The sequence below is a fragment of the Paenibacillus sp. SEL1 genome (assembly GCF_054602535.1).
Genome location: NZ_CM137723.1, coordinates 3,712,924 through 3,735,018, shown reverse-complemented (window position 1 = coordinate 3,735,018; position 22,095 = coordinate 3,712,924). Strand labels below are relative to the sequence as shown.

Here is a 22,095-nt window from a genome sequence, read left to right as displayed (position 1 = left end):
ACCTTCCTTTCGTTAATGAATGTGCTTGTCGTAAATCGTCTGGCTGACCGCAATGTCCAAACTGAAACGCTCCTTGGTGCCCATCAGATCGACAGTATCCTCAAGAATCTCCTGCCTGCTAACCAGCATGTCCGGTGTCATTTGGTCTTTCTTGATCATTTTCGGGTGACCGTACAAGGATGAAACAGCTTTGTTCGCTATCGTGTTAGCTTTGATGAAGTCCACCCGAACAGGCTGTTTCAGGCTGGAGCGCAGTTTCTGCATAGCCTCCTTCTGGTGGTCCTTGTCCAACATGCGGAAGATCTGAAAGCCTTCGAGTCCGGTGGACTGGCGAAGCTGCTTGACCATTTCGAACACCCACCGTTTAAATTCCTTAGCTTCCTGCTTTCTGCTCTCGAATACCGTTTCATAGATCCCGTATTCGTTAACAATGAGCATCTTCCGGAACCCTTTACCAGAATCCACCAGGTCGGTTAAAACGACCTCCTCGCCCAAACGCTCCTTAATTCTTTTTGGTTTAAGTTCAAGGGCCTTAGCTATGTCGGCTAACACTGCCCACCATTCACCCGGCACCTTCTCGACAAAGCGGATTTCATGTCCCAACCAGATTTCAGTTCGTATGTTCATGGGGTACCTCCTTTCAACCAAGGTTTGCAGCAATTAGTAAATCACGCAGTTCTATAAGCGATTCGACCCCATCTATCCTGAATGATTTTGCAGGCTGGACACCTGACAATCCTTCCAGATCAGTTATTTCTTCTTGAAACAATGTAAGGGATACATCGCCTCGATCCGTGACAACCGCCGCTTGATAATCGTTTAATGCAGCAACGTTTCTTTTCATGCTTCCTCCTAATCGGAAATAAATCCCTATTTGGTATTGCGTTTTGTACGGTTTTACCGTATAATTCAATTCGTGGTCAATTCTCTGTTTTAGAGAATTATTATTCAAAAAAAACCGATGGATTGATACCCAGCCCCTTCTTACATATCGCTTCCAGTTCCTCAGCGTTTAATGCGTAGGTCCCGGATAGCAGCTTGTAGAAACGCTTTGGATGAATACCGGCTTTTTCAGCCACATCCTTGAATACATAATCTTGGGTAAGAATGTAATTACGAACACGACGGTAGATAGGAATGACCATTTCGGTTCTGGGCATATTGCACCTCCTTATTCTCTGTCTTAGCGAATATTCTCTGTTTCAGAGATTTCGTACCCTTACTATAATTCTTCGTTTCAGAGATGTCAACGCTAAAAATAAAAAAAGTATTTGTTTTAGAGAATAATTTCTCTGTAACTCGGATATTATGCTACTATCCTAATTAAGAGGTGAACGAAAAAATGTTGCCAATTTACGCTAAAAGATTGAAAGAGGCTCGTTTCAAAGCCAACAACATGACACAACTTCAAGTCATGCGGTCTACTGGCATAAACAACAAAACATTGAGTGGTTATGAAACAGGAAAAAATCAGCCGGATTATGACACTTTAAAGGTGCTATGCGATCTTTACGGGGTGACAACAGATTGGGTATTGGGGCATACAAATAACCCTAACAGCGTTTTGAAGGAGGCTGAAAGGGCTCTGGTAAAGGCTATTGAGTTGGGTGATGATTCATTCTTGGATGCTGAATTTACTATAAATGGACGCGAACTTACGCGTGCGGATAAAGAAAAACTACAGTCTATGGCTCGTCTGCTTCTGCAGCAAGATCGTTAAAAAAATTGGCAATTAATTGTATATTCGCCTCAGTATCTTTTGCAATTATTTGCAAGAAGTGAGCTGCGTCGATACTATCGGTTTTGGTCATTATGTATTACCCCCGTGTAATCGTAGTTTCATTATATGCGAACAGGCGTTCTTACACAATAAAAATTTAATATGGAGGAACGACATGGCGCTTACCTTCGGGAAGTGCCTGTTGCGTTATAGGAGAAAAGAGGCAAGCATTACACAGGCACAACTGTCTGATAGGCTTGCTAGGCTCGGTCTTGAGGTATCCACAGTAATGATCTCCCAGTATGAGAACAATCATCGAAAGATGAATCCGGTCGTCATGCGAGGAATATGCATTGTATTGGGATGCCAGGAAGCCGATCTATACGAATGGCCTCATTAACGCACAGGCCGGAGTGGTTATTCACCGCTCCACCATGGCGCTATGTTTACATTGTTGTTAACCTCCACTGTGTCAATAGGAAAATGTGTTCCATTTCCTATTATTTAATCCCATAATTAGGGCATTGTAAACAAAAACTCATTCTGCGAATTTTGCACTCACCGTCTACATGTTTCGACAACATGTTACAAAAGACCTATGTTACAATGCCTGCTAGACGAAAATAAAAGAGCTGCTTTTCAGCAACCCTTATGTTAATACAATCCTCGAATTAAGTTTTAGCAACTCTTGGCTTACTTTTGTGAACTTATGGTAAGCCATCTTACACACGGTTGATTCCTCCGTTGGTTGTTCATCAAAATAAACATATCTCAATTTTGAATCCAGTTTAACAATGTTGTCCACATTAATCATGTGATAGCGGTCAGCTTTCAGAAAATTATATCCGCTATTATTTAAAACAGTTGTCCAATAAATTAGCGAACCTGTTGTATAAAATGTGCGTGTATGCGTATGAATCTTGATCCTCTCAATAGACCCGTCATACTCTCCAAAAAGAATATCACTAACATCTATAACGATCAGATCAGCATCTAATTCTTTTGTTACAGAAATCATAAACTCATCTCCAGCTTTATTTCAGCAGTTCTTCCGGAGGTTCCGGGTTGTGGACAAACACCAAACTTGCGACACTGACAGACATTACCGCGATTGCAGAAAGGCTCGACGCAATTGTGCTATAGAAGTTTTTCATCATGATAGTTTTCACCTCCTAAAGTTAATTAAAGATAAGGTTTGTGCAAAAAAACTTATAGTTATATATGGATTAGCAATCCACAAATTAAGACTTACTACAATAAAGGCCCCCAACTTTAGCAATGGAAAGTATCGTGGAGGTATGCGCGTTTGTCGCTCTATACCAGCTGGGGCAAAAACAAGAATGAGCACCATACTAACTAATGTTGCACCTGTTGTCCAACTGTAGTTCAGTTGTATAAAAGATAATCCGGTAAAGAGCAATGTTGATAAAGCAACACATCCCGTACCGCTCTTTAGGTGTATTCCTCCTGTCATTTGGCGCAGGAAGGCGAATGCTGCCATTATCGTCAGAACTTCTCCTGTACGGCCTGTAAACGCAGAAATAGCAAGTGTCAGCCCCGTGATAAACACTACGTTTAAAGTTATAGCCAGTGCATGCTTGAGAACAGCAACAGATGCTGGATGATCGGGCACAACACTTTTTATATGTTGTGCCATCCGTATAGATAAAGCCTCAATCAGCTCGTTCACCCCTCTTCTCTTTCTTTTTTGAGAGCATAATAAAGGAACATGCCCGCAGCTAATGCGAAGTATATAGTAATAAGCACAAGGTCAGCCGCATACATGACAAATGCCGCAGCAGCAAGAGACATAACGATCAGGATTGCTACTATGGTGTGTTCCCATTTCATACGCAGTTTTTCAAAGTCAAAGGTGAACCCTATACGGAACCTGTACAAAAACCAAGATAAAAAGAACACCAACGCACTCGTTAATGCCTGCAGCAATGTCCCCTGTGATGAGTTCTGTAGATGAGTAGAGTCTAAACCTTTAAAAGCAGTAACGAGTAATACGGCCTGTACAGCTCCGTACAAGAATACCCCTGCTATAGAGATTATTGCCGACCATAAAATTGGTACTTTGACAACTGTCGTGAGCAAAAATGTAAACAGAAGAATATTCACGATTGGCGCTATATATGAAAGGCTTGTTTCCTCCCGGATCATATAGCTTTGAAGATTCATAATAAGGCTTATAAACAAAGCCTGCCATGCATAATCAATCCCTTTCAAGCGGAACATAGCGGTCATTAGAAAAAATGCCGCCATTGCCTCCGCTGTCGAAAACAGTAAGAACCTAATCGGCTCCCACATACGCGCATCCCCTTTTTCACCAGTTATCTAGCATTTATTTAGCGTTACTTTCGCGCCACTCTGCCAGCTTATCCTGGTACATCTGTATAGTAGTTTTGAACCAAAATGGTCGTGTTCCAACCAATAAATCCGGCTCGGGGAAAAACCGTGTTTTACGGGTGTGATGCATGTTCTTGGGGTCTACCTCCAAATATTCCGCTACTTCCTTGCTACCTAACAATGGAGGAATCTTATTGCCTCGTATTACTTCCCGTGCCTCTTCTAACTCCTCAACTAGCTCGTGTATAGTCTCTCCGACCTCTCCTCCTACTTTATCGGCTATCTTTCGGTACTGATTCAAGGTCATGTCTTCCCTCCTCATGTATGTAAAATACTACCTAATCAATATACGGCAATACCGTATATTCTACAATAGTTTTCCTGATTATTATTATTCTTCCTCTATTCTCTAGCAAAATATTCCTAGTTCATATATACTATTTTCATACATCTTTCAAATAGGGGGAAATAAGAATTGTTTAATAAGAAACTGGCATTACTTACTACTGCTGTACTTGCATTTGGAATTATAGCTGCCGGATGTGGGGCTAAAGCCACCACCACTACAGATAGCGGGAAAGCTACAGGATCTGCTACACAAGCCGATACAAAAGCTGCTACTACTGAAACGGACGACGCTCCTAAGGAGACTAAAGTAGGCGAAGCTGTAAAGGTGGGCAGTCTTACTGTAACAGCAACTAAAGTGAGCGCTAAAACAAAGATCGGTGACAACGAGTACCTTCAGAAAACAACCGAAGAAAAATTCATCGTCATTAATTTGGCAATTAAAAACGGAGATAAAGAAGCCCGCACCTTGGACTCAAGCATGTTCAAACTGATCGGCACAGATGGCACAGAATATGAACCAATGAGCGATGCCGACATGTACGTGAACAAACCAGAAAACATGTTGTTTTTCGCTAAGATCAACCCTGGTTTAACAAAGAAGGCAAACATCGCATTTGAAGTACCAAAGGATAGCAAAGGATTTAAACTTGAAGCTGCTAGCGGAATAGGTTTTGAAGCTGGAGAGACAGCATTAATAAATACTGGTAAATAAAAAAAAGGCCCCGGAGCAATCCGGGGCTTTAATATTCTGTATAGTATCTATTTGCAGCTCCGGGAGGCATGACGATCTTTTGGTCCCTGTCCCAGCCCTCTATAATTACGATATGGCGCGTATCGCTCTTGTTATCCCATAGAATATAGTTATCCTTCTCTAAAGCCGCCAACCCGGCTTTAATGTCCTCTGTACGCCTACCTGTCTTTATCTCCAGTTCCTTAATAGTGGGCATTCTACGACGACCCGCAGAATAGTTGTACAGTATCCGTAGTAGCTTGCGTTCGATGTCTGGCAACATGTTGATCACCTCTCTGTGACTATTATATGCAAACAAGCGTTCGTTATTCAAGCCAAAAAAAGAGCAGTGAGGGTTCTATTCCTCCTGCCCTTTTCTGTATTCGATCAGCTCCGATATATCATTTAATTCAAGCGCGATCATTATCTTTTCGAGATTTTCCAGAGACCAATGTTTAGACTTGTTTTCGACCATATCCGTTATGGTCGCGTAACGTATTCCTGTCATTTTGGCTAATTTATTCGGGTTTAACCGCTTCTCATAAAGCAATTCGTCCAACTTCAAACGAAACATAGAGCCACCTCCATCATCATTATAATACGATTATCGTACATCAATCAACGAATATAGTGTATATAACTAAAATAGTATACTTTTATACTAAAATAGTTGAATATTGTACGAAAATAGTATATAATAAGAAATGTAAGGAGGTGATACACATTGAGAGCTATAGATTGGGTCTTGCTCTCCACAGCACTAACAAACTTGATAACTGCCTTTATCGGTTTGGTCAAAGTGTTTAAGGAGAGCAAGGAAAAGAAAAAAGGAACCAATAAACGACGCGGGCAGCGTAAACGTTAAGGATTCCTTCCGAGGTGGCGGCTAGTATAGCGCCATCTCCACCCAATCTTAACATAACGGATTGACATACACAATTGGCGGCGGCCTTACGTAGGGAGGTAGTGAAAATGTTCAAAAAGTACAGAGCAACAAAGGAAAATGTAATTTTGTTGGAAAGCGCCATGAAGGAGTTGGGCTATCCCATTGAAAAGATAAGCGCCGCAAAAGATTACAAGGAATTTAAGTATAGTAACTGGCACATCATGTTTCACAACACGGTTAACTCGAAAATGCAAGAATTGGAGGCTACAATATGAATTGGGAACAGAAGTTAAAAAGCAGCGGTTATGATGTAGTTGCTCCTGATGGAACGGTTTGGGAATACGCTTTTGGAGAATGGACTTCAAGATCATTCCCAGGTGCTTCGTATGATACCGAAGACCTTGCAGAGAAATTTGAGGATATGGAATAACAAGGGGCTTCGGCCCCTCTATAACAGGAGGAAACTCTATGTACAATGTAATATTATGGACCATATCCTTATCTGGATGGGTTATAAGTCTTGCTTCGCTATTGTTAAGTATCCGTAATTACTTCAAATAAAAAAAGCCCAGCCGACCAATTAAGGTTAGCTGGGCTTTGGCTTACTTGCTTACTATAGTCGTATTGGTCTTACTGTTCCAGTCTACTTGAGCACCCCATGCTTCGCCCACGGGACGTAGCGGAACATACGTAGTACCGTTAATCATAACAACATCCTTGATTTCCTTGCCATTTACGATTACATTTGTTTTTTCCATCTTTTCATTATCCCCTTTCGCCATATCCGGTTTGTTATATAAGGCCAGTTCCGCCGCTCTGCGCCGTGTCAGACCAGCCAGCACTTTACCGCCAGCCTTGTCATATTTTCCGATATTGGCGGCAATCTGCGCAACTGTGCGCCCTTTACAGAGCGCCTTGAGGTTACCCGCGCCGCAGTTATAGCAAAAACTTGTAAGTGCGTCGAACTGGTTTTGCGTAAGCTGATTCGTAACTGGGACGTAGGCCGGGTTGTTAACGTAAGCTTCGTATTTACCCATGTCCTCAGCCAACATTTCATCTGCTTGTGCCTGGGTGATAGTCATACCCTGCTTAACGTCCGGGCCGTAGTGCCCCCAGCCAATAGTCCAATACTGCTCTGTTGGCACAGGCTTGTACGCTGCGAGGCGACAGCCCTCGAAGTTTTTAATTAACGTGAGTCCCGCTTTTGATATTTTACGTGCCATCACTTATCAGCTCCTTTATCATTATCGTTACCGCCTTTTCCTTTCAACACTTCAACAGCCTGCCGGATGACAGGAGGGACAGGCGCGCCCAGCCTGCCTCCGTTTTCGATGATCGACAACAATTCATTAGCCATATAGAAATAGGCGACCGTATCCCGAAACAAGTGGCTATCTCCTAGAACACCGTCCACAAGATGCCCAACCGCAACCATAGCGAAAATAAATACCTTGCGCGCAATACCAATCATGCCTACTTTGCTTTTCAATCCAACTGTTGCACTAGCTGCCGCACATCCCGTTATATAATCAAAAATCACGAATACCAGTAACACTCCTAGTACGCCAGACCATCCACCGAAAAAATAAGCTGCTGCACCACTCCCAGCAGCAGTAAACCACTTAAAAACTAGATCCATCCTATCCATCATGTTCCCCCGTATCTGCTCAGGAAAGGTTTCCTGACGTAATATAAGCCCCCGACCACTCCGAGGGCATAAAAATAGCGCATCCCATTGGGTGCGCTGCTAAACATTTTGCGGTGTTGCTAGAATCTCGTTTCGCTCTGCTTCTTGAATAAACTTAGGTGTGTATCGGTTAAGACGTTCCTCATCAACCTTGCCCATAATCCACATGTTCAGCAGAAATGTATACATCATGCCTCACCTCCTTGTTAAGTTGTAGTAGTGGTATCCATAAGGGCAAGCATAGCAGCTTCTGTGCTGTCCTGGCGCGCCTTGAGGTCGCTTACTTGATCAGTCAGAGGCGTTTGGTAGACAGGATCTGTTCCGCCTCCACCAGACGGATATGCAAACTCTATCAATCCAGTTTCAGGATTGATCCAATAGCCTGTAGCTCGCTGAAAGTCTTGGGTATATTTATCAAACTCCAGCTTCAACACTTCCAACTGATCCTGATCATAACCCTTTAGTTGCGGATAAAAATTCACGTCTTCCTCTTTGGTTGTCTCAACTGCCCAAGGGGATTCGATTTGTGAAGTAATATAAATAATCTCACCAGTTGTTTTTCTCCAATATACCTTCGGCCCGATTTTCATTTTAAACATCCTCTCTTATTCGTACGCCCACCATTCGTAGGCGGATATTTTGGCGATTGGAGAACCGCCAGCGTACGCGTCTATTCTGCTACTGGACAGCAACACATTGAAACCCTGTATAGGCGGCTCGATATACCCAATGTTTACATAGTTATTTCGCCATCCTTTAGCGCCTTTATTGTCGTTAAAGGTTGATGAGGTCATTAGAACAGCGTCGATGTGTCGTGTACCATCGGTTTCCGCTAGTATGACCCGTACAAATAAGCGATTAACGGTGAACGGTAACCCAGTCACGGTTATTCTCATATCCACCCCATTAACTGTGCTTGTGGCCTGTGCACTTTGTCCGTTCAACGTACCTGTGGCCCATCGCTTGACTGGAAGATTGGTTATGGCTGCCGCTAATTCTGGAAAAGTGTTGCTGGCTGATACATTACCGCCCTTGCCGTTGATAGCGCCAGCAATGACACCTTTTCCATCAACGACAGATTGCTTTAAACTGTTTAAGTCTCCACCGGGCCACACTAGATTGCCATCCGGCCCAACCCATATAAGGTTACCCTTTGTTTGACCTGTACTCATGTCAGCTTTCTGGAGATAAAAGAATCCGTCCGCACCAGCTTGGAATCTTATACCGTGGGGAGCACCAGTATTTTTTATAACCAGTGCTTTTTCAGTGCCCGAGATAGTCACATCCCTTGGTATAACACCACCTGTCGTGGTGAATATCTCTGTCCATTCTCTCCAGTCAGCACCGTTAAACGATATGCGCGTGAAAATTCGTCCGGGATTGTCGTGCGTGTAATAAGTGTGTACGCACGCGCCTCCGTTGTAGTCGACGACTAGCTTTCCGTACCCGTATGCTCCGGCTGGATAGTTGCTGTATCCCGTCCACGAGGATAGAGCTACATTGTAATTACCCGACAGGATGGCGTCGTTACAGTTTAGTGGTGCGTTTCCCCGGTCCCTGTATGCGTTATTAGCTAAGTCGTAAGTTGTTTTCAACGCCTTGGCAGTTGGCGCCAACACTTCGGACGTGCTGTTTGTGGAGTTGGTGAGCTGCACAACCCCCTTTTGAGTCGTGCTGGCATCGGGAACTTTCACCCCCAAGATTGCTGCGTCCGTGTAGTCCTTAGATTTCTTCAAGGCGTCCGCTACATCTTGCGGAGTGGCATAAATAATTGTGTCGTCCACAACTACTGTCACTTGGGCTGTATTGCTTACAGTCAACTCAAAATTAAATAGCTTCTTTAATACAGCAGACGTGTTCTGAGCGTCAATATATTCAGCCCCCTCACCCGCGTTGGCGTAGGCGTACAGGATCTCTCCCAAGTCTGGATCTGTTGCCCACAATCCTACCTCGCGAAAGAAAAAGCCGGAGGCAACGCCCTGGTTGCTAAACTCGAAGCCAGGAACAACCACATTTTCGTTTTGTATCTTCAGCCGACTGACCGGGAAAGAAATTTTTTCGTTAATCAGTGCCTTTAATGTAATAGGCATCTGACCGGACAGCTTTCCATCCCCGGCTGAAAATTTTGTATATGTTATTTTGGTCTGGCCTGCTTCTGCCTTTGCCAGCAGATTTCGACCACGATTAGTAATTTGGATTCCATCAAACGCCAATTTAATTCACCTGCCTTAAATTGATGAGGTCCACTTGCTGTGTACCCACACCATAGTAATGAGTGCCCTTTGCTGAATCCAAAACAACAACGCGTCGCAGGTGGGCGCTTTTCCGCTTAACGGATTCAACCACCTCAATGAACTGCTGCGCCTGTTCTTCGGTAGCCTTCGGGTTGGACACAACCACCTGAAAATAGCCAGGGTCGTCACCGTACTCCCACCACTCCTCTACCTTGCCATAGCCGAAAATAGTGGTCACCAAATCCTCCACAGCGCTCGGTGTACCCTTGCGACGATGGAGGGGGATAGACTGTCGTACAAGCTCCCTGCGCTGCTCAAGAGGCAATGTAGGGTCATAGTAGTCTACATGGAACTGCCAAGCCAATTCGTCGGTTTCTTCGTCTGACCAATCAGTACGACCGAACAAATCAACACGCTGAATCTTCGCTGTTAGCTCGTCCATCTTTACATCAAGAGCCATCGCCGCATCCTGTACTTGCTTATCAGTCCGTAAGTTATCAGGCAGCAGGTCCAACAAGCTTAATTCAGACAGTTTAATCATCAACCAGCCCCCCGAAAGTCATTGTAACCGTGCCTTCCTTGGCAACCTGGTTTGACCCAAGATTCAGGAATATAGGCGATTTAATATCTATCCGTGAAGCACCCGCAGCCACGAGCATATGTGTTAGCTGAGATGGGTTTATGTCTCGGCCTAATCGCGACTTTTGCCATAGCTTGTACTCGGATAAAGCAGCCTCTACGCCTTTTTGAATACTCGTTACGTCTGTCGCCCTTGATTTACGGATATAGTAGGTCAAATCAACATCGTAACCGACCTCTGTAGGAGCTTGAACAGTAACCTTGTCCGTTAGAGGTCGCCGCTTTCTGTCGTCCAACACCGCGAACACTTCGTCAAGAACGGTTTGTGTGGGGATGACCCCACCAGCAAGCAACACGGTAACCACCACCTGCATAGGACTCGGAGAATCCACATGTACGTCTGCTATTGATGCACTGGCAGTTTTGGCCCAATATTCATACGCACCATCTGGACCCGCTACACTAAACGATTCCGGGGCAATGTGAATCCGCTCGCGGTATGGGTCATTGTCCTCCACGGCAGCTCCGCCCGATGTTTCGGTCAGATTGGTTACAGATGCTACATAAGGGAGTGGGTCAATCAGTGTCGTGAGCTGGCCTGCAATGTATCCATTACCTTCTGTGCCAGAAACATTACATTCGGCTGCAGCCGTGACAACAACATCGCCAATCGGGACAGACACCGCGTCTTTGGTAGAAAAATAAATAGTACCGTCCCCCTCAGTCGGACCTATACGGGTCCCTGCGGGGATAATCTGGACATTCGTGAGTGGCGTGGACAGCGTGAACTGGATTAGGGTAATGGCATAATCGGCACCTAAACGCGGTGTTTCTACAAAGGCCCCTAGATGATCCAGCACAGTGCCACGTGCATACCGGAGTAGTTGACCCTTGGCGACCTGATTCAATTTAACCTCTTGCATTAACATCTTGTACGATATCGCATTTATGAAAGTACGAAGCGGATCGGCTGGAGCAAGCTGCCTCTTTGCAATTGATTCGTACAGCGTAATAAGCGAATCCTGCATTGCCTTAACATCCGCTTGGACAAAATCAATGTCCGGCAACTCAGCCAGTGTAGTCATCTGCGTTCACCTCCTGTTCCTCGAAGTAAATGACCGGGATTAACCGCCCGTTGTCAGGGTCGTCCTGCGGATTAACAAACTGTATCTCCTGAATTAAAATCCTTGGTTCATATTCACCGACCAACTCATAAATTTGTGACGTGATAAGCGCCTTGGAGACCTCTGTCGGCTCGTCCAAAGCAGCAGGATCAAATCCAAATTGTCGATTCAAAACAACAGATCCGCGCCATGATGTAAGCAGAGTAAACAGGTTCTGTCGCAATTCTGCCTCTTTGGTAGCTGGTGCAAAATCAATCGGGCGAGCACCGGATAACGTAAGATTGTACTCGCTCATTTGACGTACTCCTTCAGCGTTATGTTTATGGTGCCAGCCAGCAGGTTCCCCCGATTGTCCACATAACTCCAAGCCTGCTCAAGCCCCGTCACAACCCACAGACCAACACCCAACTTTTTACCGCCGATTGTCAGCGCTCCGGCCTTGCCCTTCCGATCCCATTCCACCAACTTTTCCATTTCTTTTCGCGGGTTAGTCCCATGCCACACTGCGAAATACATGGTAAATGTCACGGTGTCCAGACCCGGACCTAAAAACTGGCTTTTGGGCTTTTTCAACATGATTTCATGGTCCGCCCATCTGCTGGCGCTAGACCGGGTGAGCTCACGGAATGTACGTATAACCTTCGGCGTAACTACAAAAGGGATATCCCCATAACTGCCTATTTTAGCTGCCATAATTATTCACCTTCAATCGGTTCATTTAGTTCCTTTACCGATCCGACGACCGTTACATTACCACCGAACCGGACCGCTGGAGCATTTATATTTACGCTGCTGGCCTTAATCTCTACGGTTTGGGCTGTAATTTGCACAGACTCCGCTTTAATGTTTACGGCCTTCGCCTGTACGTTCACAGCTCCGACCGCATTGACCACTATGGAGCCTGTATTTCTATCGAAATATGCATAGCTGCCATCCTCGAAGTAGATACCACGTTGGGACTGATCGGCAGGCATATCATAGCTACCGTCATATAGTGCGCCAAGACAAACTCCATCTGGTTTCCCATTCCCGAGAAAAATACACACCACATTGTCGCCCGGCTCTGGCATAGCATTCGAAAGACCCCACCCAGTCCCAGTTGTTAAAAGTGGTAGCTCTGGGGAAACCATATCGTCCATATCAGGGAAGATTACTCGCACCTTTCCCGTCTCGGTGTCTACACTGGAGACAACCCCGATTCTATTTAAATTTTCATTTGCCATGTCACCACCCCAACACTTTTCTAATTTCCAGATTAGTCGTATATCCTGATCCACCAACTGCATGAGTGGCAGAAACGATAATGTACTTACCGTCAAAGCGACCAAAGCCTTTAATTGTAATCGTCATCCCGGCTGCAAGACCGACATTCCCCATGAGAGACAAAGTAGCTTTACCAGCCTCTTTATTCTTTTCGCGCAGGCTCTTACGGGCCGCGTTAATTGCCTCAGCCTGTGAACCAACGCTCTGAGACACCTTTAAGATTGGTCCATCTTTCGGAGCGCCAGGTGGGCGATAAATCACCTTAATCGGCTTTGGCTGCTCCGATTTCTCTTTCTTCTTTTTCGAATCCTTAGAAGTAGATCCATCTGTAGTTGCAGCAGCCTTGGTTTTATCCTTATCGTCTTTTTTCTTAGGCGACTTCTTTTTTGCGGAAGGCTGATAGTTGACCTCGCAACCTGCATATGCCACATCCTGAGTCGAAAAAGAAAACCCATAGCTTATAATATCCGAAACCCCGCGCTCAATTGTCAGCGCAGACGGCTTTTGCTCATAAACGTACTCATCGAACAGGACAAGCTTTTTGCCCGTTACCTTTAGCGCTATGCCTTCCTGTTTGCACAAGTCATTTAAAAAAGCCAGGTCAGACACATCGGTCTGATCCTGGCGGTCGTATTTCGGATTGTTGTGAGCCTCATACATTAAGGAGAAGCCCGCACGCTTGGCAATTTCAGCAGCAATAGACTTTAGTGTTACAGACTCCCAAGCCTTCGTTTTCTTCTCCTGGCGAACATTTGTTGAAACCGGTAGCGAAACTGCTTTAATGCTGACCGTATCAGGTGGGCCAGCGAAGTCAATCGAATCCACCTCAAACGTGCCACAATTAAGCCGCTTAATCTCTCCGGGTTTGCTCCAATTGATTGTTTTTATATAGGCAACTATCCTGTCTCCAGCACTTGGCGACCAAGGACCAGACCATTTACGCGCCTTATCCTCAAGGTTAATTTGCAGATCGTCCAGCGTCCCCGGCTCCGCATCGGTATAAGTTAAATCCAATGAATAGTCGGACAACTCTTTGGTGATGTCCTTGCCGTTATAATTAATTACGACCTGTGCACGTCTTGCATCAATAGTTTCGTCCATGTTACACCTTCCACGGAGGCAGGTCAGAGGCGGTTTCTTCAACTACTGAAACGTCTGGCATCCGCAAAACTGTACCAGCAGAAAAAATAGAAACGTCGATGTAGTCCAAATTAAGATTCATAATCTGGATCATCAACGTTTCATCACCAAACACTTTATAGGCAATCATGTCCCAGGTATCGCCCTGGATCGTGGTATATTTCGTCATAGGCTTGTCCTCGCATCTTGCCGTTTCATTTGCTTATACTGCTGACGGAAAGAAGGTTCTGCAGCTTTGACCGCCTGCGTCACTACTTCTTTATCAGCGTTCCCTTGGATTACAATATTAAAGTTAAGATTCAGATTGTCACCGTTTCCGCCTGGGTTGTAGCCCATGAGTCTATTGGTTTTTTCCAGTAGATTCATGGATCTAGGCTTGTTGTTGATCGGAATTGCGGCTTCCCAGCCAGCCTCACCCATGATTGACGGACGGTTGGTAATATCTCCATCTGCAAGCATAGGCAAATGTGGTATGTCCATGCCGCCTATCGTCTTACCACCTAGGGCATCTGGCATTGTAAAACTAAATCCATTTATTTTATCAATAGATGAATTTATTACTCCGATTACATTGTTGAATGCAGCTTTAATTGCCCCTGTGATACCTTCCCAAATTCCAACTACAATTTGCTTGATACCATCCCAGGCCAAAGACCAGTTCCCAGTAAATACACCAGTTAAAAAGTCAATCACACCACCCAGCACATCAATGATTCCACCTATTACAGGTTTGAGAATATTGATAGCACCTGTTACAGCAGTAGTGATAACGGGCCACGCCCATTTGAATATAGTCACAAGGGTATTTATGGTTGGCGCAATGCTCCTTTCATAAATAGCCATTATTAAGCCGCCCAATTTACCAAACAACGCTCCGATTTTAGGCAGCCATGCAGCCAGCACCGAGCTGACTTGCGGCAACAAGGTCTTCGTTAAATACCCAAAGACTGACGTAAATACAGGTCCAAGCTTGGAAGAAATAGAAGATGATAGTTTCATGACCAAAGGGATTATGGCATTGAAGGCTTGTTTACCGACCTTCATAAGTGGAGCAAGCAAGGATGTGACGGAATGCAATGCAGGACCGATCCCGGTGGCGATAGATTCTATTACAGGCGTTAAGGATTTCCGCAGGCTATTCACAGATGTTAATATACTTCCAAAATCCATACCGCTACCAAAAGTAAATGCTTCTTTGAAGTAATCTAGCAGATCCCCGATAATCGGCTTAAGACTAACCTTAAATTCTGCGAATTTATCTTTCATAGATGATAGTGATTTTCCAATTTCATCAGCTAATCCATTAGCCTGCTTGGAGTCCATGCCTAGCGCTTTGGCGTAGTTTATGGTTACACCCTTCATCTCACCATCAAATCCGTTTTGGAATAGCCAAGCGACATTCCCGCCGAATTCAGTGATCCCTTTAAGGGCTTTTTCGCCACGACCATAGATATCTTTCACATTGTCAGCAAGAACATTGGCCTGTTTATCATTCATACCAAACATTTTGCTGTAATTGACGACAACACCATGCATCTCACCGTCAAAACCGTTTTCAAATAACCATTGTATATTCTCAGCGACTTCGCCAATCTGCTTACCAATTCCACTGAAAAATTTACCGATTTTAGGTCCAGCGACATTGAACCAGTTACTGAACTTATTGAATGCTGGTAACAGCAGGTCCGAAACAGGAATAATCAGAGATGTGAGCAGTTGGCGACCTATCCCCTTGAAGGCATCGCCCATGCTGCTATATTTTATTTTTGCCATCTCATCAATCGTGTTTTTTGTCTTATCAAACTGCTTTTTGACGTTCCCGTAGGACTTGATTACGCGAGCCTCCAAGTCCTCCGCCTGCGTACCAAACAATTGCACAGAAACAGCATTCTTCAAAACCGGGTCCTTCACAGCTTCGATAGCTTTCACAGTTTTCAAGAATGCTTGCTGTGCTGTCTTCCCGCCTTTTGCGAATGCTGCCGTCATTTCTTTACCGCCGAGCCCTATGGATTTATAGGCTTCTAGTGAGCTTTTGGAACCGTCTTTTGTACGGATACCAAATTCTTTAATTCCATCCCCGACTTTATCACATTATGTTCAGTAAGGTTCGCTACTCCCTTACCCGCCACTAAAGGCAGCTGCATGTTTCCATGCAGATCAGACTATATCAAGAACTCCTAAGAGTCCCCTCCCATTTCCACGCGCTTGCATGTACTCGGCTTCTCACCGATAGTCGTTGCACGTTCCTGTATAATACAGGCTTCGCTCATGATTTCCCTCGTCTCAACGTTAGGGTTTCCCATGAATTAGAGAGGTTTCGGTATGGCGTCGCCGCCATAAAGCCCTAATAAAAAGGTTGAAGGCCCCTGCATCCAGGCCTGCAGAAAAAATATCGAACATGCCCTCTGCGCTGAATCCTAATTTTGCAAAGTAGGCTGAATATTCATTGGCGCTGTCCAGTAATTCGCCAGACTTGTCCAGCCCCTTCTGTGCACCTTGGGCAAGCAGGTTATACGCCTGTTCCGATGTGATACCAAAGTTTTTCATCATGGTATCGACGGTTTTGATAGATTCATCAACGTCCAGATTTTCGAAGGTGTCTCGAAGGACAATCGCGCCTCGTGCTGATTTTTCAAGTTCTGGACCAGTCTGTTTCAGGACGTTTTTCGCCTTACCGACGACAAGCGCCAAATCGTTCCAGTCCTCGCCTAGCTTCTGATTGTACAGATTCTTGGCAATGTCTTTCATGCCCTTCATCTGCGCTTCTGTCTGCCCTGTGCTGGCTTGGATTTGAAGCATGGCCTTCTGGTATTCGTCCGCATATTTAAACGCAAAAAAGCCGCCCGCAGCCACGGCAGCTCCCGCCATCATCCCAGCTCCACCAGCGGCAAGCAATGTACCGCCGCCTCCTGAATCATCTCCGCCAGATCCACCACCGCCACCGCCCGAAGGACCATGAATTCGCTGGATTTCTCTCATTCGCTTCTCTAATTCTTTAATCTGCCTTACATACGCTTCGATATCATTACCGAACTGATTTGAAGGCATGCGAATGCGGGCTATGTCTGCCAGAAGCTTCTTCATTTCTCGCAGATCCGGAATAACAATTTTCAATTCGCTAATCATGTTTTGGAAAACGTCTTTTGGGCCATTTATGCGCTTGATATCTTTAAATTCATTTTCCAGCTTTTTAAGATCTTCTCGGATATCTTTGACGATATCACCTGTGATCCGCATAGATTGAATGATTCGTATTTGCGCCTCAACCGCTTTAGCAGCCGCCATCATCGGTTCGAATACTTTCGCGCCGATCCTCAAATGCCCAAGGGCTTTAAGCTTGTGTTCAAGCCCCTGAACATTAACCTCCAGCGCACGGGTTATATCTCCCGACAAGCGCATGGACTGGAGCCGTGTAAGCTCTGTCTTCACGTCCCTAATGTCGTCCTTTAGGGGCTTAAAGACGTTTTCCCCAACCCGGTTGGCATTAACGCTTTGCAGCTTAGTATTTAACTGCCCAACTTCTTGCTGCAAATTGGTAATCGCTCCAGTAGGCATCTGGATATTTTTCAGTTCTTTAAAGCTGTTCTCAAGACCGTTCACTTTTTGAATCGCCTTATCAAACGCACCAAAAAAGCTCTGGTCCAAATTAGCCGCGAGCTTCATCGCCACATCATATTCGCGTCCCACTACATCACCGCCCTCTCTTTCGGGCCTTTTCAACTTCCTCTAGCGCCTTCTCTTTTTTAATTGCATAAGCAGAAAAAGCGTCCTGCCATTTAGACAGGTCGCTTATCGGTTGATCCAACCAAAAATCAATGCTGTTTCTGGTTTCTATTGATAAAGTCAGTACAATTTCCCGGATATCAGATGCAACATCTTCACTTGCATCTATAGCAGCAAAAAATTCTGAGCCATAACAGTCACTTTAGAAAAATAGTTGCCCGGAAGTTCGAGAATCAACTCCATCGGAACACTTGCAGCCTCAGCACATACAGCAGCTTGCAATTCCATACTAATTGCCTTGACAGGAGTTTTCATATCATCAAGATCCAATCTTTTAGTAAGTGCAATCATCTTACGACCATTGATTTTATTAAAATCAAATTTCAATTCCGTATATTTTTCGCCTTCAAAGTCCCAAGGTTTATCGAATTTAAGCGTATATTGTGAAGTACCTTCTACCTTCTCCACTGGTTTCAATTCTGCCTCTTTAGCGATATTAGTCATGTTATAATCCTCCATATTTTAATCCGGGTCAACGCCCGGAAATGATTAATTCCCAAGCGCCTGACGGATTTTTGCGTAGTAATCGACACCATTGATAACACAAACAGAGTTGTATTTATCAATTTCCACCTTGACCGCTCCATTAAGCGTGATCTTGATATAGGTCACTTCAAATTCCACAGAATTGTCGGACGTCGCTCCTGGTTCCAAGCTGCCCAAAGACATTGTTTTGGGATTACCGCGAAATGATACCTTGTACGGTACAACATCCAACTGCCCGGTTAAACGGTTCTGCACCTGGATAGCTGCCCGTAAATCTATGGCGTGGATCTCTTGAGCAAAAAGGGAATAATAACTTTCTTCGTGAGTCCTGAAATTCAGGGTAGTAGACATGGCATCGAATTGGGCCATAGTCGGAGTATTGACAGTACCGTTAATACCCCCGCCCGTCACGTCCTCAGCTAGTAATGTGATTTCGGGAAGGTCTACGGTTGTAGTCCCCAAATACTCCGAACCATTACGGTAAGCCTCATATTGTATCGTCCGTTGACTGATCTGCTCTTTAGCCAATGTTCAAACCTCCTCTAAGCTGCGAACAACGATGCAAAGTAAGAAGCATCGTATTCCAGTACAAAATCAATATCCTGACCCGGAGACGGCGGCGTGATGTACACATGAAATTTCATTTTGCCATCAATCAGATTTTCTATTGGGTTTTCCGAAGCGTTAAATTCAACACGTCCACCCAGCAAGTAACCTGCAGCTACCAGACCATTGATCCAGACGTTCACTGAATCAGTGATTGCCTCGATCATCTTCTTATTGGTTGGATCATCAAGGTACTTCCAGTAGGTTAGAGTCAGCGTATTACCAATCCAGTTGAACATACGGCGTACCGGTATAAAGCTAGATTGCGGGTCTTTAGCATCCGGGTAAACTCCTGTCCGGTTACCCCACACTACAAACCCTTCAACAAAATTGAGTGCTGTTACGATCCCTTGCGCATTAAGATACTGCGCTTGCTGTGGACCTAGTAAAAAGTCACGATCTGTCAGAGCAGTACCATCAATATTCGCGGCGGTATTCGACGGAGAAGTCGAAGGGATGCCGCCATTATCAACGTCAGATTTAACAGTCGCCGCAGCAACTACCGTAGACATGTGATATTTCAAACCGTCCTTGGTAGCCAACGGATAGGTGTTAATTTGCTGTGGGTCCGTATAAGCGTTGTCCTTCTTCCACTTCGCAATCTCGGTATATACAACGTTGGATGGCAGATCTGTGAGGGCCGTTGCTTTAAAGTGCCCACCGTTAAGCGAGTTGGCTTTTGCAACCATAATCGCACCGACCACAGGATTATGTGAAAATCCCGGCGCAGCAATTAGACCGGGAACAATTCGGAACAGCGGGAAAATTTGATCTAGCAATTCCAGTCCTGTAGCAATGCCAGTATCTACATCCATACCGCCGATAATATCCGCAGGTGTGACTTTGCTTTGGTCAAGCTTGCTGTAACCAACTTTGACCTTTGCACCAGATGCCAACGCGCCGGAAGCGATACGAGATACCACTAAATTCCCAGCATCGTTAAAGGACAGAGCGTAATCGGTGCCTAGTATATATGTGGTCGCACCATCTTCGGATGTGATCAGTACAGACGTTTTAATGATCCCCTGCACCGCAACCGTAAGCGTGCCATTAACCAATGTATAAGAAGCTGCCGTGACTGAGGTTGCATGCTTCACAGGGTCCAGCACATTAATAAAAACGACCGGCGATTGTTTCGAGATTTTAAAATGGAAATGCATGAATTCAGAAAGGGTAAATGATTCCCAGTCGTCCGAATATCCGAACGCAGAAACTGCGTCGGCCCACGATTCACACAGAATCGGCTTATTCACTGGTGCAGCATCAAGCGTACTAAGGTTGATCGGAGCTGTACCGAATACAACGGGTAATGTGACGTTGAGCCGCACTGGGGTAATGACAGATGCGGGCTGCTCAGTGATAAATACACCATGACGTTCAGCCACTTAAATTCCTCCTTTTTGGATCGCCTCAACCACAGCGGCATAAGCGATGTTATGAGTAGTTCCCGGCTGGTCCATCGCCACTTTAGCGGCTGCCAGATCAGTAACCGGGACAAACAGTTCCGTGATGGCAGGGACTTTGTCTGAAATGTCACTTAGATATGCCGGGAACCCGCCCAGTGAAATAAAATACTTCGCCAGTCTTCCGCCCGGAAGATTAGGGCCAATGTAAATAAGTTGTTCCCGTTCGGCTGCTTGGGATGGCTGAGCAGGTACCACAGGCGAAACGTCTTTCTTATCTTTTACAGGCGGCTTTTCCGCCTGTTTAACGTCTTGAGTTTCTGTTTTTTCAGTAGTCAATCTGAACACCCTCTCTTATAGCAGGAATGATCCAACTCATGTCCACATAGCCGAAAAAGTAAGGATACATATCCTCTTCCTCGAATAAGGAACACGTCAATTGGGGTTCCAAAATAAATTGTCTGTCCAACGTTCGGTTGGTAAGAAAGTGCTGTCTGATACGCTGTGTGATATTAAGGACAGTATCTTCACCGCGCATGTCCAGCCCTTCATCAATAATTCCAACGCTCAACATAATGGCGCACGTTGAGTTTTCGGTGTCCGAAACATCGACAACATCACCCACACGAACAAGAATGAACGGGTAATGATCGTCATCATCTTCTTGGCTTTTTGCAGGCAGGTTTTGCGCATAAATGTTTAGTTTGGACAACTCACCACGTGCATTCAGATATGCTGAGTCAGCAAAAAGACGCTCCAGTTCTTTGACCAAAGCGTCTCTAAGCATAAATGGGGTCATGGTTTCAACTCCCTATCCAGTTCGTGCATAATACGTTCTTCAAATGTTTCTCGGGCTTTCTGCTCAACAGGAGTACGCACCTTTTGCTGATTGAACATTTCTGGAGCTGGGGGACCATACAGGCGGCGAATAGGCAGCCTCTTTTTTCCTTCACGGGCGAAAATCTTTACTCCGTTTTTGTCTGCCACAAACGCGCCCTTTATCCCCTTTACCGCTCCCCCTTTTTTAACAGCCGCCTTCAAAACTTTAGGTCGCTTTCCCGTTGCTCGTTTAGGGTTGAACTTGTATTTATCCAGTCCAGTTCCCCGGCTGGTCGAACGCACCACGCTTGAAGTAGATGAAGCGCTGGCCTTGGTGGTTGACAATGTTTTGTTTACATCGCCTGATTTGATCACATATTCCTTAGCGATTTCTTTTTTTACATTGGTCCGTGCATTAGATGCAACACGGTTCATCGCTCGGGACACAACCACTTTAGCCTGAACTTTGACTTTCTCATAGCGCTTTTTCATGGTTCCCAGCTCTTTGGCATCGATGCGAATCATGATCCTTTACGCCCCAACGTGACGGTAACCATATTCTCGTCATCTTGGATATCTGTCACCGTATAGGTGCGTTCGTCGAACCTAATTTTGCTTTGCAGGGCCGGAAGCCTGCCAAAGTTCAGCAGGAAGTCGGCACGCTGAGCATAAAACAAAAGATCGGCATCGTAAACGCCATCTGTTGGATTCGAGGCGCTAGTTTTCCGATCTCTCAGTTCATCATCATCAACAATAACCAACATTTTGACAGGCGGTTCAGGTGTGACAGGCAGTCCGTTTTTCGGCGGACTCATAAAGGCGATTTCATGCCAGTCGGCAAACTCACGTTCATTCAAGAAAACGGACTTCACATCCCGCTCGATCTGATCCTTAAAACTGAACGGTTTTATCAATTCAGTTTGAATATCGCTCAT

General features: G+C 45.1%; 37 protein-coding genes. 6 read left to right on the top strand and 31 right to left on the bottom strand.

The features are described from left to right. Positions 1-12: 12 nt before the first annotated feature. The 3 genes from ACYCSE_RS17370 to ACYCSE_RS17360 all read right to left on the bottom strand — a co-directional run bounded on the left by ACYCSE_RS17370 (position 13) and on the right by ACYCSE_RS17360 (position 1,160). The gene (locus ACYCSE_RS17370) at positions 13-627 is read right to left on the bottom strand and encodes a BRO-N domain-containing protein (protein ID WP_459698991.1); all 615 of its coding nucleotides are present in this window, start codon (positions 625-627) and stop codon (positions 13-15) included. Between the two features lie 13 nt (positions 628-640). After that, positions 641-844, bottom strand: coding sequence for a hypothetical protein (locus ACYCSE_RS17365; RefSeq protein ID WP_459698989.1), 204 nt, complete (start codon positions 842-844; stop codon positions 641-643). A gap of 100 nt (positions 845-944) precedes the next feature. Further along, on the bottom strand, positions 945-1,160 hold the full coding sequence (locus tag ACYCSE_RS17360; protein WP_459698988.1) for a helix-turn-helix domain-containing protein: 216 nt from the start codon (positions 1,158-1,160) through the stop codon (positions 945-947). A gap of 182 nt (positions 1,161-1,342) precedes the next feature. Between ACYCSE_RS17360 and ACYCSE_RS17355 the strand changes: the two genes are divergently transcribed. Beyond that, complete coding sequence (locus ACYCSE_RS17355; RefSeq protein WP_459698987.1) at positions 1,343-1,720, top strand: helix-turn-helix domain-containing protein; 378 nt, start codon at positions 1,343-1,345, stop codon at positions 1,718-1,720. Positions 1,721-1,895: 175 nt separating this feature from the next. Then, positions 1,896-2,120: a helix-turn-helix domain-containing protein gene (locus ACYCSE_RS17350; RefSeq protein ID WP_459698985.1), complete on the top strand. Its 225-nt coding sequence runs from the start codon at positions 1,896-1,898 to the stop codon at positions 2,118-2,120. Between the two features lie 249 nt (positions 2,121-2,369). On the opposite strand, the gene ACYCSE_RS17345 is transcribed toward ACYCSE_RS17350, so the two are convergent. From ACYCSE_RS17345 to ACYCSE_RS17325, 5 genes are read right to left on the bottom strand one after another with little or no spacing between them, the layout of a single operon-like run. After that, positions 2,370-2,738: a LytTR family transcriptional regulator DNA-binding domain-containing protein gene (locus ACYCSE_RS17345; protein ID WP_459698983.1), complete on the bottom strand. Its 369-nt coding sequence runs from the start codon at positions 2,736-2,738 to the stop codon at positions 2,370-2,372. Positions 2,739-2,754: 16 nt separating this feature from the next. Next, entirely contained in the window at positions 2,755-2,877 is a 123-nt protein-coding gene (locus ACYCSE_RS17340) for an AgrD family cyclic lactone autoinducer peptide (RefSeq protein WP_459698981.1), read from the bottom strand. Between the two features lie 8 nt (positions 2,878-2,885). Beyond that, positions 2,886-3,410, bottom strand: coding sequence for an accessory gene regulator ArgB-like protein (locus ACYCSE_RS17335; protein WP_459698979.1), 525 nt, complete (start codon positions 3,408-3,410; stop codon positions 2,886-2,888). Beyond that, the gene (locus ACYCSE_RS17330) at positions 3,407-4,033 is read right to left on the bottom strand and encodes a hypothetical protein (protein WP_459698977.1); all 627 of its coding nucleotides are present in this window, start codon (positions 4,031-4,033) and stop codon (positions 3,407-3,409) included. Before ACYCSE_RS17330 ends, ACYCSE_RS17335 begins: the two co-directional genes overlap by 4 nt. Before the next feature lie 34 nt (positions 4,034-4,067). Beyond that, positions 4,068-4,379, bottom strand: a complete 312-nt coding sequence (locus ACYCSE_RS17325; RefSeq protein WP_459698975.1) for a hypothetical protein — start codon at positions 4,377-4,379, stop codon at positions 4,068-4,070. A gap of 168 nt (positions 4,380-4,547) precedes the next feature. Between ACYCSE_RS17325 and ACYCSE_RS17320 the strand changes: the two genes are divergently transcribed. Further along, complete coding sequence (locus ACYCSE_RS17320) at positions 4,548-5,132, top strand: DUF4352 domain-containing protein (RefSeq protein WP_459698973.1); 585 nt, start codon at positions 4,548-4,550, stop codon at positions 5,130-5,132. Between the two features lie 28 nt (positions 5,133-5,160). Here the strand turns inward: ACYCSE_RS17320 and ACYCSE_RS17315 are convergent, their stop codons facing one another. Beyond that, on the bottom strand, positions 5,161-5,433 hold the full coding sequence (locus ACYCSE_RS17315) for a hypothetical protein (protein ID WP_459698971.1): 273 nt from the start codon (positions 5,431-5,433) through the stop codon (positions 5,161-5,163). 75 nt (positions 5,434-5,508) lie between these two features. Next, positions 5,509-5,724 carry a helix-turn-helix domain-containing protein gene (locus tag ACYCSE_RS17310; RefSeq protein ID WP_459698969.1) on the bottom strand — a complete coding sequence of 72 codons (216 nt, stop codon included), beginning with the start codon at positions 5,722-5,724 and terminating at the stop codon, positions 5,509-5,511. A 150-nt stretch (positions 5,725-5,874) separates the two neighbouring features. Here ACYCSE_RS17310 and ACYCSE_RS17305 point away from each other — a divergent pair, with 150 nt between their 5' ends. From ACYCSE_RS17305 to ACYCSE_RS17295, 3 genes are all read left to right on the top strand, one after another. Then, positions 5,875-6,015 (top strand): hypothetical protein, encoded by a 141-nt coding sequence (locus ACYCSE_RS17305; protein ID WP_459698967.1) that lies wholly within the window; start codon positions 5,875-5,877, stop codon positions 6,013-6,015. Positions 6,016-6,122: 107 nt separating this feature from the next. Continuing rightward, positions 6,123-6,311, top strand: coding sequence for a hypothetical protein (locus tag ACYCSE_RS17300; RefSeq protein ID WP_338532584.1), 189 nt, complete (start codon positions 6,123-6,125; stop codon positions 6,309-6,311). Further along, positions 6,308-6,466 (top strand): hypothetical protein, encoded by a 159-nt coding sequence (locus tag ACYCSE_RS17295; RefSeq protein ID WP_158442530.1) that lies wholly within the window; start codon positions 6,308-6,310, stop codon positions 6,464-6,466. Before ACYCSE_RS17300 ends, ACYCSE_RS17295 begins: the two co-directional genes overlap by 4 nt. A 172-nt stretch (positions 6,467-6,638) precedes the next feature. Here the strand turns inward: ACYCSE_RS17295 and ACYCSE_RS17290 are convergent, their stop codons facing one another. From ACYCSE_RS17290 to ACYCSE_RS17190, 21 genes are all read right to left on the bottom strand, one after another. Then, a complete protein-coding gene (locus tag ACYCSE_RS17290; RefSeq protein ID WP_459698964.1) occupies positions 6,639-7,259 on the bottom strand; it encodes a glycoside hydrolase family protein in 621 nt (206 codons plus the stop codon). Beyond that, on the bottom strand, positions 7,259-7,684 hold the full coding sequence (locus ACYCSE_RS17285; protein WP_459702539.1) for a phage holin family protein: 426 nt from the start codon (positions 7,682-7,684) through the stop codon (positions 7,259-7,261). Before ACYCSE_RS17285 ends, ACYCSE_RS17290 begins: the two co-directional genes overlap by 1 nt. Before the next feature lie 99 nt (positions 7,685-7,783). Continuing rightward, on the bottom strand, positions 7,784-7,915 hold the full coding sequence (locus tag ACYCSE_RS17280; RefSeq protein WP_459698962.1) for a hypothetical protein: 132 nt from the start codon (positions 7,913-7,915) through the stop codon (positions 7,784-7,786). 14 nt (positions 7,916-7,929) lie between these two features. Next, positions 7,930-8,313, bottom strand: a complete 384-nt coding sequence (locus ACYCSE_RS17275) for a hypothetical protein (RefSeq protein WP_459698960.1) — start codon at positions 8,311-8,313, stop codon at positions 7,930-7,932. Between the two features lie 15 nt (positions 8,314-8,328). Then, entirely contained in the window at positions 8,329-9,936 is a 1,608-nt protein-coding gene (locus ACYCSE_RS17270) for a tail fiber protein (protein WP_459698958.1), read from the bottom strand. Between the two features lies 1 nt (position 9,937). Beyond that, positions 9,938-10,498, bottom strand: a complete 561-nt coding sequence (locus ACYCSE_RS17265) for a phage tail protein I (RefSeq protein WP_459698956.1) — start codon at positions 10,496-10,498, stop codon at positions 9,938-9,940. Beyond that, positions 10,491-11,621 (bottom strand): baseplate assembly protein, encoded by a 1,131-nt coding sequence (locus ACYCSE_RS17260; RefSeq protein WP_459698954.1) that lies wholly within the window; start codon positions 11,619-11,621, stop codon positions 10,491-10,493. Before ACYCSE_RS17260 ends, ACYCSE_RS17265 begins: the two co-directional genes overlap by 8 nt. Then, positions 11,605-11,955 carry a GPW/gp25 family protein gene (locus ACYCSE_RS17255; RefSeq protein ID WP_459698952.1) on the bottom strand — a complete coding sequence of 117 codons (351 nt, stop codon included), beginning with the start codon at positions 11,953-11,955 and terminating at the stop codon, positions 11,605-11,607. Before ACYCSE_RS17255 ends, ACYCSE_RS17260 begins: the two co-directional genes overlap by 17 nt. Beyond that, positions 11,952-12,353: a phage tail protein gene (locus ACYCSE_RS17250; RefSeq protein ID WP_459698950.1), complete on the bottom strand. Its 402-nt coding sequence runs from the start codon at positions 12,351-12,353 to the stop codon at positions 11,952-11,954. The genes ACYCSE_RS17255 and ACYCSE_RS17250 overlap by 4 nt, the downstream gene beginning before the upstream one ends. 2 nt (positions 12,354-12,355) lie before the next feature. Continuing rightward, positions 12,356-12,883: a phage baseplate assembly protein V gene (locus tag ACYCSE_RS17245; protein WP_459698948.1), complete on the bottom strand. Its 528-nt coding sequence runs from the start codon at positions 12,881-12,883 to the stop codon at positions 12,356-12,358. A gap of 1 nt (position 12,884) precedes the next feature. Next, positions 12,885-14,024: a phage late control D family protein gene (locus ACYCSE_RS17240; protein WP_459698946.1), complete on the bottom strand. Its 1,140-nt coding sequence runs from the start codon at positions 14,022-14,024 to the stop codon at positions 12,885-12,887. Between the two features lies 1 nt (position 14,025). Then, on the bottom strand, positions 14,026-14,232 hold the full coding sequence (locus ACYCSE_RS17235; protein WP_459698944.1) for a tail protein X: 207 nt from the start codon (positions 14,230-14,232) through the stop codon (positions 14,026-14,028). Next, positions 14,229-16,049, bottom strand: coding sequence for a phage tail protein (locus ACYCSE_RS17230; protein ID WP_459698942.1), 1,821 nt, complete (start codon positions 16,047-16,049; stop codon positions 14,229-14,231). The genes ACYCSE_RS17235 and ACYCSE_RS17230 overlap by 4 nt, the downstream gene beginning before the upstream one ends. Positions 16,050-16,352: 303 nt before the next feature. Continuing rightward, positions 16,353-17,783: a phage tail tape measure protein gene (locus ACYCSE_RS17225; RefSeq protein WP_459698940.1), complete on the bottom strand. Its 1,431-nt coding sequence runs from the start codon at positions 17,781-17,783 to the stop codon at positions 16,353-16,355. 168 nt (positions 17,784-17,951) lie between these two features. Further along, a complete protein-coding gene (locus ACYCSE_RS17220; RefSeq protein WP_459698938.1) occupies positions 17,952-18,290 on the bottom strand; it encodes a hypothetical protein in 339 nt (112 codons plus the stop codon). Positions 18,291-18,335: 45 nt separating this feature from the next. Beyond that, positions 18,336-18,860 (bottom strand): phage major tail tube protein, encoded by a 525-nt coding sequence (locus ACYCSE_RS17215; RefSeq protein ID WP_316243857.1) that lies wholly within the window; start codon positions 18,858-18,860, stop codon positions 18,336-18,338. Positions 18,861-18,874: 14 nt separating this feature from the next. After that, on the bottom strand, positions 18,875-20,323 hold the full coding sequence (locus ACYCSE_RS17210; RefSeq protein WP_459698936.1) for a phage tail sheath family protein: 1,449 nt from the start codon (positions 20,321-20,323) through the stop codon (positions 18,875-18,877). Further along, complete coding sequence (locus ACYCSE_RS17205; RefSeq protein ID WP_459698934.1) at positions 20,324-20,680, bottom strand: hypothetical protein; 357 nt, start codon at positions 20,678-20,680, stop codon at positions 20,324-20,326. Further along, positions 20,670-21,140 carry a hypothetical protein gene (locus tag ACYCSE_RS17200; protein WP_459698932.1) on the bottom strand — a complete coding sequence of 157 codons (471 nt, stop codon included), beginning with the start codon at positions 21,138-21,140 and terminating at the stop codon, positions 20,670-20,672. The genes ACYCSE_RS17205 and ACYCSE_RS17200 overlap by 11 nt, the downstream gene beginning before the upstream one ends. After that, positions 21,137-21,685 (bottom strand): phage tail protein, encoded by a 549-nt coding sequence (locus tag ACYCSE_RS17195; protein WP_459698930.1) that lies wholly within the window; start codon positions 21,683-21,685, stop codon positions 21,137-21,139. The genes ACYCSE_RS17200 and ACYCSE_RS17195 overlap by 4 nt, the downstream gene beginning before the upstream one ends. Further along, on the bottom strand, positions 21,682-22,095 hold the full coding sequence (locus ACYCSE_RS17190; protein WP_459698928.1) for a hypothetical protein: 414 nt from the start codon (positions 22,093-22,095) through the stop codon (positions 21,682-21,684). The genes ACYCSE_RS17195 and ACYCSE_RS17190 overlap by 4 nt, the downstream gene beginning before the upstream one ends.

Bases quoted from the DNA above. Each gene is read 5' to 3' on its own strand.
- ACYCSE_RS17370 (WP_459698991.1), bottom strand. From the start codon at position 627: ATGAACATACGAACTGAAATCTGGTTGGGACATGAAATCCGCTTTGTC.
- ACYCSE_RS17365 (WP_459698989.1), bottom strand. From the start codon at position 844: ATGAAAAGAAACGTTGCTGCATTAAACGATTATCAAGCGGCGGTTGTC.
- ACYCSE_RS17360 (WP_459698988.1), bottom strand. From the start codon at position 1,160: ATGCCCAGAACCGAAATGGTCATTCCTATCTACCGTCGTGTTCGTAAT.
- ACYCSE_RS17355 (WP_459698987.1), top strand. From the start codon at position 1,343: ATGTTGCCAATTTACGCTAAAAGATTGAAAGAGGCTCGTTTCAAAGCC.
- ACYCSE_RS17350 (WP_459698985.1), top strand. From the start codon at position 1,896: ATGGCGCTTACCTTCGGGAAGTGCCTGTTGCGTTATAGGAGAAAAGAG.
- ACYCSE_RS17345 (WP_459698983.1), bottom strand. From the start codon at position 2,738: ATGATTTCTGTAACAAAAGAATTAGATGCTGATCTGATCGTTATAGAT.
- ACYCSE_RS17340 (WP_459698981.1), bottom strand. From the start codon at position 2,877: ATGATGAAAAACTTCTATAGCACAATTGCGTCGAGCCTTTCTGCAATC.
- ACYCSE_RS17330 (WP_459698977.1), bottom strand. From the start codon at position 4,033: ATGTGGGAGCCGATTAGGTTCTTACTGTTTTCGACAGCGGAGGCAATG.
- ACYCSE_RS17325 (WP_459698975.1), bottom strand. From the start codon at position 4,379: ATGACCTTGAATCAGTACCGAAAGATAGCCGATAAAGTAGGAGGAGAG.
- ACYCSE_RS17315 (WP_459698971.1), bottom strand. From the start codon at position 5,433: ATGTTGCCAGACATCGAACGCAAGCTACTACGGATACTGTACAACTAT.
- ACYCSE_RS17310 (WP_459698969.1), bottom strand. From the start codon at position 5,724: ATGTTTCGTTTGAAGTTGGACGAATTGCTTTATGAGAAGCGGTTAAAC.
- ACYCSE_RS17300 (WP_338532584.1), top strand. From the start codon at position 6,123: ATGTTCAAAAAGTACAGAGCAACAAAGGAAAATGTAATTTTGTTGGAA.
- ACYCSE_RS17295 (WP_158442530.1), top strand. From the start codon at position 6,308: ATGAATTGGGAACAGAAGTTAAAAAGCAGCGGTTATGATGTAGTTGCT.
- ACYCSE_RS17290 (WP_459698964.1), bottom strand. From the start codon at position 7,259: ATGGCACGTAAAATATCAAAAGCGGGACTCACGTTAATTAAAAACTTC.
- ACYCSE_RS17285 (WP_459702539.1), bottom strand. From the start codon at position 7,684: ATGGATAGGATGGATCTAGTTTTTAAGTGGTTTACTGCTGCTGGGAGT.
- ACYCSE_RS17280 (WP_459698962.1), bottom strand. From the start codon at position 7,915: ATGATGTATACATTTCTGCTGAACATGTGGATTATGGGCAAGGTTGAT.
- ACYCSE_RS17275 (WP_459698960.1), bottom strand. From the start codon at position 8,313: ATGAAAATCGGGCCGAAGGTATATTGGAGAAAAACAACTGGTGAGATT.
- ACYCSE_RS17265 (WP_459698956.1), bottom strand. From the start codon at position 10,498: ATGATTAAACTGTCTGAATTAAGCTTGTTGGACCTGCTGCCTGATAAC.
- ACYCSE_RS17260 (WP_459698954.1), bottom strand. From the start codon at position 11,621: ATGACTACACTGGCTGAGTTGCCGGACATTGATTTTGTCCAAGCGGAT.
- ACYCSE_RS17255 (WP_459698952.1), bottom strand. From the start codon at position 11,955: ATGAGCGAGTACAATCTTACGTTATCCGGTGCTCGCCCGATTGATTTT.
- ACYCSE_RS17250 (WP_459698950.1), bottom strand. From the start codon at position 12,353: ATGGCAGCTAAAATAGGCAGTTATGGGGATATCCCTTTTGTAGTTACG.
- ACYCSE_RS17245 (WP_459698948.1), bottom strand. From the start codon at position 12,883: ATGGCAAATGAAAATTTAAATAGAATCGGGGTTGTCTCCAGTGTAGAC.
- ACYCSE_RS17240 (WP_459698946.1), bottom strand. From the start codon at position 14,024: ATGGACGAAACTATTGATGCAAGACGTGCACAGGTCGTAATTAATTAT.
- ACYCSE_RS17235 (WP_459698944.1), bottom strand. From the start codon at position 14,232: ATGACGAAATATACCACGATCCAGGGCGATACCTGGGACATGATTGCC.
- ACYCSE_RS17230 (WP_459698942.1), bottom strand. From the start codon at position 16,049: ATGACGGCAGCATTCGCAAAAGGCGGGAAGACAGCACAGCAAGCATTC.
- ACYCSE_RS17220 (WP_459698938.1), bottom strand. From the start codon at position 18,290: ATGACTAATATCGCTAAAGAGGCAGAATTGAAACCAGTGGAGAAGGTA.
- ACYCSE_RS17200 (WP_459698932.1), bottom strand. From the start codon at position 21,140: ATGACCCCATTTATGCTTAGAGACGCTTTGGTCAAAGAACTGGAGCGT.
- ACYCSE_RS17195 (WP_459698930.1), bottom strand. From the start codon at position 21,685: ATGATTCGCATCGATGCCAAAGAGCTGGGAACCATGAAAAAGCGCTAT.
- ACYCSE_RS17190 (WP_459698928.1), bottom strand. From the start codon at position 22,095: ATGAGCGATATTCAAACTGAATTGATAAAACCGTTCAGTTTTAAGGAT.